Genomic DNA, 13,123 nt, shown 5'->3' with positions numbered 1-13,123 from the left:
CAGAGCCGGGATCTCGCTCAACGACAACGAAACGCAAAACCCCGGCAGCGATGCCGGGGTTTTTGTTTGGGGCAGGCTCGCCGGGCGACTTACCGCAGCGCGGCCAATGCGAATACTTCCACAACCTCGCGCTGATGCAGGCGCCTCACACTGCTCACGGCATGCAGGTTATGCACAACACTCTCCGTAAACATACGTTGGTCTGAGTTGACAATCTCAAAAAAATTTCGTGCGAGAGTCGCAAACCGAACCGACAGCGTCATCTTCGTCCCCCACAGTAGCTTCGGGACAAGATCGAAGTTCACTCCAACAATCTGAATTGAGCACGGAGCGTCAGCTCCCGTGACGCGGGCAAGCGTTGCGGAGAATGCTTTCACTTGCGAGGGAGGCAGTGCAGTGAGCGAAAGCGACAAGGTTTTCAGCCGAGCCGCCTGAAGAAGCGGCGTTGAAGTCACATCGAGGATTCGTTCAAGGAGGGACCTGGCCGGTTGGAAGAAGCCCAGTGACGAGAGCATGCAGCCCCCACTGCCCGATGCTCCGTCAACCGCCGCAGGTGCGCGATGCCCCCCCAACTACCCCGCGCACCGATCAGGCCAATCCAACCGGCCGGACTATTCTGCAAGGCAACAGGCAAAAAGCAAAAGGCAATATGGGAGGGAGGCGCTCATGGGCATGGTGATGGTCAGATGTCCGCAAACCGGGCACGCGATTTCCACCGGAATCAAGACCGATCGCGAGAGCTTTCGACGCAGTACCGTGTTCTTCTCGCGCACGCCCTGTCCATTTTGCCGCGCGGATCACGCCTGGTTTGCGCGGGACGCCTGGGTCGATGAGCCGAGCATCCGCGTGCGGCGGCGCCGCGGCGGCGGTTCACCGGCCTGAAATGGCCACCACTTTTGACGACCGCGATGGAGGGACACCATGGCGCAGGTACAGATCTCGACCGAAACGTCTGCCTGGCTGCTGCAGGCCAAGGACTTTCTCGATGAAGCACGACGGCTGAAGCCCGGTCCGAAGCGCAATGAGTTGCGCGAGACCGCAAAGGTGCTGCGTGAGATTGCGGAGCTCGAAAGGGTATCCTCCCCGACACGGGAGCTTGATCGGCGGCCGGGAAGCTGATCGCAGCAGGGAACGCGCTCACACGGCGTCGTCAGCCTCGATTTCCGGGATACCCGGATCGTTAGCCGGCGCCATTCCTCGCGTTCGAACCCTGTCGCCCGAGAAGATCTCCTCGGCCTCGATACGCATGACGCGATGGCATTCGCACGCCGCCGCCAATAGCCGCGCCCGGTCGATCTCGATCTGGCCTCGTTGATCTGACCTGATCGCACCGCGCTTGCGCAGATTGCCCATCAGCAAGGTCACCGTCGTTCGTCGCACGCCGAGGATTTGCGACAGCGCTTGCTGGGTCAGCGGGAGGACGTCGCTGTCGACGCGGTCGCGAAGCTGAAGCAGCCAGCGCGCCATCCGCGCCTCGACCGGGTGGAGCGCATTGCAAGCGGAGCCGAGCTGAAACTGGATCAGCATCGATCTGACGTGCTTCTGGATTGCCTGCCGAGTCCCCGGACTGCGCCCGAAAGCGGCGTGAAAGCGCGCCGCCGGAACCCGCGAGGCGGTACCAGCCGCACGAACGACGGCGGTAATGCCTGACGGCGAGGCTCCGAGAACCGAAAGACTGCCCACGGCCCCTTCGCATCCGACCACGCCGGTTGCGACCGTCTGCCCATCCGCCATGTCGATCATCAACAGGATCGCGCCGCTGTGAGGAAAGAAGACGTAGTCGATCTCGTCACCGGCGCGCGCCAGGACTGCATCCTGTTCGAGCGCAACGGTCTCAAGTTCGGGTCTCAGGAGGTCCAGATCCGCCGGCGACAATGTCGCGAGAAGGCGATTACAAGTTCCACCGGAAATGCTCACCTGCGGGAACGTCAAGGGTCGCACAGCATACTCACTCGAACACGGGATCAAAAACATATTCCAAACGTTTGACCGCAAGGCGGAATTCTCCGCGGCGGCGTCCTTAAAGTTAGATGCAAATGCGCCGCCGGACGCAATAGCAAAATGCGCATCGTTACACCGTAGAACTTCGGGAACCCAACAGTTCCAGTTTCACATCGCTCGCGCCGCGCGCGACATCCGAACCTGCTCTTTCACCACCCGCGCGGGCGCGGGAAGGTGGCGGACCCGGTGTGACCGCTCGCTGCGGCACCCGTCAAGACGCGTGCGAGTGGCGGTCCGGCCACCGATGCGCCTGCGTGAGCAGTTCCTGCGCGTCCTTGATCTCGGCAAGATCGAGCGCCGGATCGAAACCGGCGAGCACCGGCGCCAGCAATTGCGATATCTCCTCTGCCCGGCCGCTGCGGCTGTAAAGACGTGCAAGTCCCAGCGCGCTGCGCAGCTCGAACGTCCTGGTCTGCTGCCTTCGAGCAATCTCGAGGGCACGGCGGAAGGCATCCTCGGCGCCGGACATGTCGGGGCTGTGACGATGCGACAGCAGCCCAGCCTGCACGCGGTACAGCTCGGCATCCAGCCAGTGCTGCCCGGACTGCTCCGTCGCCTCGATCAACTCATTGATGATGTCGAGCCCGGCATCGACATGCCCGGCCTCCGCATTCGCCACGGCAATCTGCAATCCCCAGAACGGTTCACAGAGGTAGCAGTCGTTCTCGTGAAGCAACGACCAGCCACGCTGCATCTCCGCGAGACCTGCGGCGCGGTCGCCGGCACGCCACTTCTCCAGACCATTGAGATAGGTGCCGGCGGCGACGTACAACGGCATCGTGTGGTCGCGCGCCAGGCCGAGGGCCAGGATCGTGTCGGTCTGGCGCAACCTGCTGCCGCACAGCCCGTCGAAGACGGCCTTGTGAACCAGCGCATTGGCGCGCGCGAGCGCGCGCTGCTTCCCGGCCACGTCCATCGCGGCGCCCGCGAGCTGCCGGGCCCGATCGATCTCGCCACGCGGCCAAAGCACCAGGGCGAGAAATCTCATGATGACGAACGGCAAGTCGAGCGTCGACGCCTTGAAGGTTGCCGGATCCGGCTCGGTCGCATAGGCCGCGAAGGCCTGCTCGAGATGGATGCCCGCGTTCAGGTACTCGCCCGCGAACCAGCAGGTTACCCCGCTGGTCCAGCGCGCGACGATGGTCGCCACCGGCGACTGCGGGTGCCGCTCCGCTGCGCCCATGATCGCCTCCGCCAACTCCCGCATCGGCGCGAGCTCGCCGTGGGTCAAGCAGGCGTTGAAGAGGCCCGACTGGATCGGCGCCATTTCGATCGGATCATCGATATCGGAGGCGAACTGCCGGGCGCGGGTCCAGGCGGCGACCGTCTCGGGGGCGCTGTGCCCGAGACTGCCCCGCAGCGCGCGGCCGTAGGCGATTTGCAGATGGAGCCGGCCGATCATCCGATCCGGCTCGTCGGGCAGTTCATCGGCGATGGCGACCGCCTTGCCGAGATGCGCGATCGCCTCGCAATAGGCGGAGCGCTTCAGCGCCTGCTGACCGGCCTTGCGCCACCACGCCAGCGCGGTCTCGCCGAGCCCTGCCTCGGTGAAATGGTAGGCGACGACTTCCGGCTCGATCTCGGCCATCTCGGCAAACTTGTCGCGCAACACATCGCCGATATGCTTGTGAAGCAATTGCCGGCGGCTCTTGAGCAAGCTCTCGTAAGCCGCTTCCTGGACCAACGCGTGCTTGAAGCTGTAGCTTGCGTCCGGCGGCACGCCCCGGCGCAGCAGCAGCTCGGCCTCTTCGAGCTGGGCAAGCGCCGCGGCAAGCGTCAGATCGTCGCGCCCTGCCACGCTGCGCAGCAGCGCATATGAGAACTCACGGCCGATCGCGGCACCGATCTGCGCCACCTCCTTGACCGGCGCCAGCCGGTCGAGCCGTGCCATCAGCGAGTCCTGCAGCGTTGCCGGGATCGCCAGCGGCGGCAGCGGATTGTCGAGGCGATAGCGCCCGGCATTCTCGACCAGCAGCCCCGACTCCATGACCATCTTGGTCAGCTCCTCGACGAACAGCGGGACACCGTCCGTCCGCTCGACGATCTGCGCCATCATCTCGCCGGGCAGCAACCGGCCGACGGTCACCTGCTCGATCAGCGCGCGCGTATCCTGCCGGTCGAGCCGATCGAGCCGCAGCAGGCTGACATTGGCGAGCCCCGCCCATGGCGGCTCGAACTCCGGCCTGAACGTCATGAGCATCAGGATCGGCAGCCCCCTGATCCGGTCGACCGCGAGGTCGAGCAGCTCGAGCGACGTGGCATCGGCCCAATGCACGTCTTCGCAGACGACAAGCACCGGCTGCTGCCGGGCGAGGCCCTCGAGCTGGTCGAGCAGCGCTGCGAATGTCTGCCGCCGCTGCTGCGCCGGGCTGAGGCCGGGCGGCGGATAGCGCTCGCCGGTCGGGATCGACAGCAGCGCTGCGATCAGCGGTGTCACGGTGGGCACGTGCTGCGTGCCGAGCGCCAGCATGGCTTCGAGCTTGTCCAGCTTCTGCTCCGGCGCATCCTCCGACCTGATGCCGGCGGCACGCTCGAGCTGGCCGACAAAGGGGTGCAGCGCGCTGTTGGTGTGATAGGGCGAGCATTGATACCGCACACGGCGGTGTGTTCCGGGCGCCAGGCTGTCGGAGAGCATCGCCACGATGCGCGATTTGCCGATACCCGCTTCGCCCGATATCAGCACGGCCTGGCCCTGGCCCTGCCACGCCAGTTGCTGGCGCGACAGCGCAAATTCGATCTCCGCCTTGCGGCCGACGAAGCCGATCGAGCGCGCGGTGCGCACCGCCTCGAAACGGCTTTCCGATGCCGGCTCGCCTTCGACGGCCCACACCGCGATCGGCTCGGAGATGCCCTTGACCTCGCGGCGGCCGAGGTTGCGCAGCGTGAACAAATTGCCGAGCAGCCGGCGGGTCGAGGCCGCCACGACGACCACGCCCGGCTCCGCCAGGCTTTGCAGCCGCGCGGCGATGTTCGGCGCATCGCCGACCAGCGCCTGCTCCTCCGACGCGCCGCCGGAGACGAGGTCGCCGACCACGACGAGCCCGCTCGCGATTGCGATCCGCACCGCAACCCCCTCGTCCGCGCGGGTCTCGAGCTTGCCGATGGCGGCGATGACGTCGAGGCCGGCGCGCACCGCGCGCTCCGCATCATCCTCGTGGGCGCGGGGATAGCCGAAATAGGCAAGGATCCCATCGCCGATAAATCTGGCAACGGCGCCGTCATATGTCGTGATCACCTGCGCGCAGGCCGCGCGATAGGCGCGGATCACCTCCCACATGTCCTCGGGATCGAGACGTGCCGATAACGCCGTCGAGCCGACCAGGTCGCAGAACATCACGGTGAGGTGGCGGCGCTCGGCATCGTGCGGTGAAACCGGCGCGGCGATCAGTTCGGCTTGATTGAGATCGGCGATCGCGCGCAGCATCTTGCGGCGATGGCCGAGCAGGACGCCGAGCCTGTCGAAGTCTTCATCCGTCAATTCGGGAAGAACGCCGAGGTCGATCCCGTTCTCGGCAAAACGCAGCGCGTATTGCCCAAGTCCCAGCTTCTCGAGCCATTCCGCAATCTGCTGCACTGGCTTCACCGACGGGTTGACGGCTGGCCGAATGGACCACGGTGCATGAACGTTATCGCAATCTGACCGGAGTGGCACCTCTGTTTTGCGGCGTGACGCAGGGGATGCGAATTGTGCAGTGGCGGTGCCCGGTTACAGCCGTCTGCACGCTAACATTCGTACGGGTGCCGGCGGTCCGTCCCGGCGAAGAAAATCGAAGGGCCGCCCGTGGGCGGCCCTTCTCTCTTAGGCGCTCTCGGGCGCCTTGAGACGCACCAGCTTGGTCAGCAGCGCATCGAGGCCCTGGCCCTCGCCCGCATGCAGGTCGATGCGGCCGACCTTCTCGACCAGACGCTCGAGCGACTCCAGCTCCTTGAGCCGCAGCAGCAGAGGGTTCTCCTCCATCAGCCTGGCGGTATTCAGGAGCGAACGCGTCGCCGCGGTCTCCTCCTGGCGGCGGATCAGGTTGGCCTTCGCCACCCGCTCCGCCTCCACCACCTTGTTGACCAGCTCGCGGATCTCGCCGGGCAGGATCACGTCCTTCACGCCGAGCTCGGTGACCTCGACGCCGCTGTCCGCGACACGATCGCGGACGAAGTCGCGAAGCTCCGTATCGAGCGCCGTCTTCGCGGACAGCACCTCGTCCAGCGTGCGGCCGGCCACCGCCTCGCGGATCGCGAACTGCACCAGGCGGTACAGCCACGCATCCACGTCGGGCACCGTTGCCACGACCCGCTCGGGATCGACGATCCGGCGGAACGCGGTCAGCGTTACGCGCAGCGCGATGCGATCCTTGGTCAGCATCTCCTGCGCCGTGATCTCGACCGCCTGGGGACGCAAATCGAGGCGCTTGACCTCGATCTTGCGGCCCGCGATCCAGAACGCGTGCCGACCGGGCGCGAGCCGCTCGACCAGCTTGCCCTCGACCGTGAGCAGACCGGCCTCGTGGTTCTCGACCACCGCCTCGGTGATGACGCCGGCCCGGTTGGGCTGGATCATCGCGAGGTGGCGTGCCGTGACCCTGGGATCGCTGGTGACGTCGATGCGCTCGACCTCGACCGACGTCGCGATCTTCCAGTACACGCGCGTCTGCCAAGGCGTCATCAGTTGCACGGGACGGCCGTCGAGGCTGACGATCGCGATCTCGTTCGCGCGGGTTTCCACCGCCTCGAACAGCTCGTCGGCGAGATCAGGCCGCGCGGCCTTGATCACCGCGAAGCGATCCGCGGGGAATTCGGTCCGCACGACGCTGAACAGCTCGGCCTTGAGCTGATGCAGGGGATCGAACAGGCGGTGACGTCCGGGCGCGAGCACCTGCTCGAGCCGGCCGTTGCGCGTCAGCAACGCGCGCTCGCCATCCTTCACCGTCAAATTGGTCGTCAGGAAGTGCCAGGTCATGAGACGCCTCCATCGTTTGCCATCAGGCCCATGGGCCTGAGAGCGGGTTGCATTTGGCAAAGGACGTGAGGACGCGAACGCGGCTTCCTGTCAGCCAAGCGGGCCGTGGCTTAAGGCTTGCGCGATGACGGGCGCACGCGCGCGTTCGCGCGACGAATGTCGCGCGGCCGAGCGGAGCCACCCGGCATCAGCGCAAGCGGTATCCACCGCGGCGCAAAGCCGGTCTCACAGTGTCGATGTTCGGACGAAATGCCTTGCGGCAGGACGGCCGGACTGCGACTGAAGCGCGCGTCCGGTCCCCTTCAGAGGTATCAGCTTTACAGGCTGAAACGGAGCGCTTGGAGCGGGAATCGAACCCGCGACCCGATGAGTATCATTCACCTGCTCTAACCAACTGAGCTATCCTTTGTGAGAGACCGGATTCGAACCGATGCCTTCGGGATTTCATCCCCGACGCTCGACCATGAGCTTCATCTCGCGATCTTCATTTCGGCGGAACACGACACCGCAAAGCGGCTCGCGCCAGTCGGGATCTCAACGAGCCCGAACCCGTGGCCGAAGCGAAGGAGCGGGCTAATAGACGAAGCACGTCCGGGTTGCAAGGGGGCTGCGTGTGATTTTTTCATGACGGGGCGCTGCTGTGACTCAGGCGTCGCGGCACGTCCCGCCATTGCGAGCGCACCTCACCGCCTCTGCGCGGCATCCTGGAAGCAGGCGCGCAGCCAGTCGATGGTGACGCGCGTCGCCGCGTCGCGCTTGAGATGGTTTTGCACCAGGAGCCAGACGTCGCGTCGCTTCGGCAGCAGCGTGGCGCGCAGACGGCGGTCGGTCAGCAGGTCGGCACAGCTGTGCTCCGGCAACACGCCGACCGCGTGATGCGACTGAATCAGCGTGTGGATGATCCGCACATTGTCGGTGACGCAGCGCGCGCGAAGCCGCTTCGTGCGCAGGAACTGCATTTCCGGAATCCCTCCAAGCTCGTCGGGATAGGCGCACAGCATCGCTTCGCCCGCTGTCGTCGCGGCCGGCTCGAAGAAATACGACCTGACCTCGGCAAGCTTCGAGATCGCAAAGTCGCCCTTGTCCGGCTTGCGCAAGCGGATCGCGAGATCGGCCTCCCAGCGCGAGAATTTTACATTGTCGCTCGACGTCAGAAACTGCAGCGTCAGGCCCGGATGGGCGCGCAGGAATTCACTTGTGCGCGGCGCCAGCACCTCCTCGGCGATCGCGCTGGTGGAGGCGATGCGCAGCCGCCCGACCGGACCAGGCAGGCTTTCGCCGATCCGGCCGATCTCCTCGGCATGCGCGGCCATCGCCTCAATATGCGCGAGCACCATGTCGCACTGCCGGGTCGGCTTGCGGACGCCATCGACGGCCTCGAACAGGCGGAGGCCGAGCGCGCGCTCGATCCGCGCCAGCCTGCGCCCGACCGTGGTCTCGTCGATGCGCAGCCGCGCGCTGGCGCCCGCGTAAGTGCCCTCATCCCTGACGGCCGCGATGATGCGAAGATCGTCCCAGTTCATGGCGGCAGGCTACATCCTGCGGCCGCCACCTGCAATAACGCAGCCACCGGCTGCAATATCCCTGCATAACGGCAGGCCGATCCCGGGCTATGTTTTCGGCGATACATCCGCTGGAGAACGACCATGACGTCAGCCAAGACATTGATGCAGCTTGCCGGTATCGACCTCACCCCGCCCCGCCTCGGCGACAGCTGCCTGGTGCTGATCGATATCCAGAACGAATATCTTGCAGGTCCATTGGCGCTGCCCGACGCCAACCCGGCGATTGCGCGCGCCGCCAATTTGCTCGCGCGCGCCCGGGAAAGCGGCGCCGCGATCATCCACATCGCGCACAAGGGCCAGCCGGGCAGCCTGTTCGACCGCAGCGCGGAGCGTGGCGCGATCGTCGCGCCGCTGGCGCCGCGGCCGGGTGAGACCGTGATCGAGAAGCAATTGCCGAACGCGTTCGCCGGCACCGACCTCAACGCGCAGCTTGCCGCGACCGGCCGCAAGGAGCTGGTGCTGGCCGGCTTCATGACGCACATGTGCGTGAGCTCGACGGCCCGCGCCGCGCTCGATCTCGGCTTCCGCACCACGATCGACGCCGACAGCTGCGCCACCCGCGATCTGCCCGACGGCGTCGGCGGCACGATCGCCGCAAGGCTGATTCACGACGTCGCGCTCGCCGAACTGTCCGACCGCTTCGCGATCATCGCCCGCGGCAACGCGCTCGCCTGAGCGCCGCTCCGCTCTGCGTTGTGCTACTGAAACGCGACCTCGGCGAAGCTGCGCAGCTTGCGCGAATGCAGGCGTTCGGATTCCTGCTGCTTGAGCCGCTCCAGCGCCTTGAGACCGATCTCAAGGTGCTGGCCGACGCGCTGACGGTAGAATTCGCTGGCCATGCCTGCGAGCTTGATCTCGCCGTGCAGCGGCTTGTCGGAGACGCACAGCAGCGTGCCGTAGGGTACGCGGAAGCGGTAGCCGTTGGCGGCGATCGCCGCCGATTCCATGTCGAGCGCGACCGCGCGCGACTGCGACATGCGCCGGATCACCTGCGGTCCGCTGATCTCCCAGTTGCGGTTGTCGACGCTGGCGACCGTGCCGGTGCGCATCAGCCGCTTGAGCTCGAAGCCGGTGAGCCCGGTCACCTCGCCGACGGCTTCCTCGAGCGCGACCTGCATTTCCGCAAGCGCCGGGATCGGCACCCAGAGCGGCAGCTCGTGGTCGAGCACGTGGTCCTCGCGCACATAGCCGTGGGCGAGCACATAATCGCCGAGCCGCTGCGTGTTGCGTAAGCCAGCACAGTGCCCGATCATCAGCCAGGCATGCGGCCGCAGCACCGCGACGTGATCGGTGATGTTGCGCGCATTGGACGGACCGATTCCGATATTGATCAGGGTGATGCCGCGATAGCCGGGCCGGACCAGATGGAAGGCCGGCATTTGCGGGACGCGTTCGGACGGGGTCCCGGTGGTGCCGCCGAGCCGCGCATTGTGCGTCATCACATTGCCGGGCGCGACGAAGGCCTCGAGACCGGCCTCGCCCGACGCAAGCCGCTGCTGCGAGAGCTGCACGAAGGCATCGACATAGAACTGGTAGTTCGTGAAGATCACGAAATTCTGGAAGTGCTCCGGGTCGGTGCCGGTGTAGTGGTAGAGCCGGCGCAGCGAGTAATCGACCCGCGCCGCGCGGAACAGCGCCAGCGGCTCCGGCACGCCCGGCGTCAGCTCAAAGGTCCCGTCGGCGATCGTATCGTCCATCGCGGCGAGATCGGGCGTATCGAAGATGTCGCGCAGCGACCTTGTGAACGCCGAACTGTCGGCGATGGTCAGTGCCGCCTCGATATTGATGTCCCTGCGGTAGGCGAAATGGATCGGGATCGGTTCGTTCGACTCGCCGATCTCGACCGCCACGCCATGGTTCTTGATCAGGAGCCCGATCTGCTCGGTGAGATAGGTAAGTCGGATCGTAGCCATGTCGTTCTGTGAGCCAAGGAGTTGAGTGTTATAGTTGTCTTCCTAAGACCGCTTGGCCTCCGACTTGAGTCGAGCCGCGCATGTGACGAGGTCGTGATACGGACGAACGGGTAATGTGCCCGCACCCGCGTCGTGAACGGCACGCCGTTGACATAGGCCTCAAAGCGATTGCGAAGGAAGCCGGTGTTGCGCTCGTAGATCTCTTCGAGACGGACAACGGCGGCTGCGGCATCGACGAACGCTTCGGTCGTGATCGGCGGCGGGATTTCGATGGAGGGTGTGGGAGACATGTTCGCGTTGCACCAGATCCGTTGCCGAGCTTGGACTCGCTCTGGATCAGTGCAGTATAGCGACTATGGCATCCAGTTCCAGACGTCGATCAGGCCGCAGCGGTGGGCCGCTGCCCGCTCTGACTACTGAATCCGCGCGAGCACCGCGAGACGGCGGATGCCCTTGTTACGGTAGGCGTCGAGGAACGCGTAATAATCCTTGAACGAGACGCAGCCGTTGGAGTCGCCGTTCGGACCGAGCATGAAGGTGTGCGCGAGCAGGCCGTCGCGGTTGAAGATCTTGCCTTCGCCGCCGATTGGATTGAGCCGCAGCGCCGGCACGCCGTGGAACAGCGCCTCGCGCGGCTTGAGCTCGTAAATGTGCGGCGGCGTCACGCCGACCATCTTCAGATGCGAGGACCTGGGGTCGTCGAGCCTGGAGCCGAGGCCCGAATGCGCCTCGAGGCGCGTGCCGTCGGGCAGGTACACGGTCTTGGCTGAGATGTCGTAGACCGCGGTCTGACGGTCATAGGGCGGCGAGCCGCCGAGCATCGGGTTCTGGTCCAACGTCGAGGGGATGCTGCCGGTCACGTTCGCATCGGCTGAAGCGAAGGAGAGCAGTCCGCCGCTCGACTCCCGCTTGCCCCACAGTTTTTCGACCATGGTCTGCCGGTCGTTCGATGCGATCGACATCACCGCGGCCTTGGCGCGCGCGGCCATGTCGCGAACGCCGCCGGATTTCGCAGCCTGCTTGGCCTCGGCAGGCTTCGCCTCGGACGCCTTATCGGCCCCCTTGGGCTGAACGTCCGCAGCGGGATCGTTGAGCGCCACCTTCAGATTGGCGGCGGCCTGCTTCTTGGCGGTCTCGACCGACTTCGGCGCCGGCAACGCCTTCGATGTCTCGGCAAGCTCCGCGGAGGCGACCGCCCTCGCCGCTTCGGCGACCTTGGGCGCAGCGGCCTGCTTGATCGGGTCGATCTGCGATGCGGCGTCAGCCACGACGCTGGACGCGACGCCCTCGGGCGAGGCGGCCGCAAACCGATCGTTAAACATAAGCGACGATGCCGGGACTTCCGACTTCGCGACCTCGGTCTTCGCGGGCGCCGCCGGTGCGGGCGTCAAGGACGCGAACACCTCGTTGAAGGCCGGCGTCGGCCGCGCAGCGACCGCGCCGGGCCGCTTCACCACCGGCGCATCGAACGACGCATTGCCCACGGAGGGATAGACGCTCGCTGCAAAAATGTTGGCGTAGACGGTCCAGGCGCAGCCAAGCACCAGCCCCGCCACCGCGGCGCTGCCGAGGAAATGCTGTGGGAGAATTTTTCGGGAGGATTTCTTGCGGCTTGGCGCCCCAAGAACATACGCACTCGCACTCGTACCCATACGCCCGGCGCTCAAAACAGGTCCACCTTTGTCCCTCACTCGACGCGGGGTCGAACGGGTGTTCGGCTCAACGTCGCGCGGGGGCACAGACGGCCATTAAGGCGACTTTTAGTTAAATGCGACTTAACCGGATGCGATCCCCTGCAGCGCGGGAAGTGCCTGTGGCCTAGGGCTTTTTTAAGATGACATTGGACCGCCAAAGCGGCTTTTCTGTCCCATCATGGGACATTCCGGCATGCCGCTCCAGCGCGGCATACCGGAATATATTCAGGGGAGAATTTCCTTGCCGATCGCCCCGTAATCGCGCGGGGATCGAGCAAAAACCATCTCTCAGTAGCTGAGCTTCGGATACCAGTCCTTGCCGCGCCCTTCAGGCGTCGTGTCGAGCAAGGTCCACAGCGGATCCATGTCCGGCGCGCCGCGCGGGTCCTGGCCGGGGTCCATCGTGCCCGCCCCCATTTCGCCGGCCCAGAAATGACGGATCGTGCCGTTGTGGCGTGTGAAGACATTGTAGCCCGGCAGGTCGCTGTCATCCTTGTTGACATAGTCGCGCGTGTAATCGCCCGATGCATCCGAGTAGATCCTGTGACGCGTCCAGCCGCGCGCCTTCTTCGCCTCGATCAGCCGTGCGATCGGCGAGCGCGCCACGAACACGAACGACACGCGCTGCTCGATATCGGGCAGCTTCTCCTCCCACGTGCTCATAAACGACGTGCACATCGGACACGGCTTCTCGCGCTGCGGGCCGTACATGTAGCTGTAGATGATGAGTGTCGGCTTGTTGCCGAACAGATCGGCGAGCGATGCCGCGCCGGACTCGCCGGTGAACTCATAGGGCTTGGTCACCTCGCCGCCCGGCGGCAATGCGCGGCGCAGCGCGGCGACGCGCTCGATATGCCGGCGCAACTCGATCTCTTCGACGAGCAATTCCTGGCGGGCGCGGCGATACTCGGCGCTCTCATTGGGAAAGCGCCTGACATTGGTCGTGGCGAGCTCGGTGGCGGGCTTGAGGACGGAACTGGTCATGGTTGGAACCTCGCG

The 13,123-nt window shown here is 65.4% G+C and carries 10 protein-coding genes, 2 tRNA genes and 1 pseudogene; 3 read left to right on the top strand and 10 right to left on the bottom strand.

What is annotated here, in order from left to right; translation table 11 throughout:
• Positions 1 to 89: 89 nt before the first annotated feature.
• The gene (locus Q2M23_RS33105) at positions 90 to 515 is read right to left on the bottom strand and encodes a hypothetical protein (RefSeq protein ID WP_316398302.1); all 426 of its coding nucleotides are present in this window, start codon (positions 513 to 515) and stop codon (positions 90 to 92) included.
• Positions 516 to 666: 151 nt separating this feature from the next.
• Here Q2M23_RS33105 and Q2M23_RS33100 point away from each other — a divergent pair, with 151 nt between their 5' ends.
• Positions 667 to 882, top strand: a complete 216-nt coding sequence (locus tag Q2M23_RS33100) for a hypothetical protein (protein ID WP_028352345.1) — start codon at positions 667 to 669, stop codon at positions 880 to 882.
• A 39-nt stretch (positions 883 to 921) separates the two neighbouring features.
• Positions 922 to 1,119, top strand: coding sequence for a hypothetical protein (locus Q2M23_RS33095; RefSeq protein ID WP_057018449.1), 198 nt, complete (start codon positions 922 to 924; stop codon positions 1,117 to 1,119).
• A gap of 18 nt (positions 1,120 to 1,137) precedes the next feature.
• Here Q2M23_RS33095 and Q2M23_RS33090 read toward each other — a convergent pair whose 3' ends face one another.
• The 6 genes from Q2M23_RS33090 to Q2M23_RS33065 all read right to left on the bottom strand — a co-directional run bounded on the left by Q2M23_RS33090 (position 1,138) and on the right by Q2M23_RS33065 (position 8,475).
• Positions 1,138 to 1,875 carry a Crp/Fnr family transcriptional regulator gene (locus Q2M23_RS33090; RefSeq protein ID WP_410469802.1) on the bottom strand — a complete coding sequence of 246 codons (738 nt, stop codon included), beginning with the start codon at positions 1,873 to 1,875 and terminating at the stop codon, positions 1,138 to 1,140.
• A 337-nt stretch (positions 1,876 to 2,212) separates the two neighbouring features.
• On the bottom strand, positions 2,213 to 5,575 hold the full coding sequence (locus tag Q2M23_RS33085) for an adenylate/guanylate cyclase domain-containing protein (RefSeq protein ID WP_316398300.1): 3,363 nt from the start codon (positions 5,573 to 5,575) through the stop codon (positions 2,213 to 2,215).
• 225 nt (positions 5,576 to 5,800) lie between these two features.
• Positions 5,801 to 6,952 carry a slipin family protein gene (locus tag Q2M23_RS33080; RefSeq protein ID WP_076828543.1) on the bottom strand — a complete coding sequence of 384 codons (1,152 nt, stop codon included), beginning with the start codon at positions 6,950 to 6,952 and terminating at the stop codon, positions 5,801 to 5,803.
• Between the two features lie 338 nt (positions 6,953 to 7,290).
• Positions 7,291 to 7,357 (bottom strand) — tRNA-Ile (locus tag Q2M23_RS33075).
• 2 nt (positions 7,358 to 7,359) lie between these two features.
• Positions 7,360 to 7,431 (bottom strand) — tRNA-Phe (locus tag Q2M23_RS33070).
• A gap of 204 nt (positions 7,432 to 7,635) precedes the next feature.
• Positions 7,636 to 8,475, bottom strand: a complete 840-nt coding sequence (locus Q2M23_RS33065) for a LysR family transcriptional regulator (RefSeq protein WP_316398299.1) — start codon at positions 8,473 to 8,475, stop codon at positions 7,636 to 7,638.
• Between the two features lie 123 nt (positions 8,476 to 8,598).
• Here Q2M23_RS33065 and Q2M23_RS33060 point away from each other — a divergent pair, with 123 nt between their 5' ends.
• Positions 8,599 to 9,192: a cysteine hydrolase family protein gene (locus Q2M23_RS33060; RefSeq protein ID WP_316398298.1), complete on the top strand. Its 594-nt coding sequence runs from the start codon at positions 8,599 to 8,601 to the stop codon at positions 9,190 to 9,192.
• 23 nt (positions 9,193 to 9,215) lie between these two features.
• On the opposite strand, the pseudogene Q2M23_RS33055 reads toward Q2M23_RS33060, so the two are convergent.
• The 3 genes and pseudogenes from Q2M23_RS33055 to Q2M23_RS33045 form a co-directional block, all read right to left on the bottom strand.
• Positions 9,216 to 10,720, bottom strand: a pseudogene (locus Q2M23_RS33055) (AMP nucleosidase).
• A 123-nt stretch (positions 10,721 to 10,843) separates the two neighbouring features.
• On the bottom strand, positions 10,844 to 11,986 hold the full coding sequence (locus tag Q2M23_RS33050; RefSeq protein WP_316398297.1) for a DUF2778 domain-containing protein: 1,143 nt from the start codon (positions 11,984 to 11,986) through the stop codon (positions 10,844 to 10,846).
• A gap of 426 nt (positions 11,987 to 12,412) precedes the next feature.
• Positions 12,413 to 13,108, bottom strand: a complete 696-nt coding sequence (locus tag Q2M23_RS33045) for a DUF899 family protein (protein ID WP_229160358.1) — start codon at positions 13,106 to 13,108, stop codon at positions 12,413 to 12,415.
• Between the last annotated feature and the right edge of the window lie 15 nt (positions 13,109 to 13,123).

Source organism: Bradyrhizobium sp. 33ap4 (genome assembly GCF_032654765.1).
GTDB lineage: Bacteria > Pseudomonadota > Alphaproteobacteria > Rhizobiales > Xanthobacteraceae > Bradyrhizobium > Bradyrhizobium australafricanum.
Note: the sequence above shows the minus strand (reverse complement) of the source record. Positions and strands in the feature narration are given on the sequence as shown.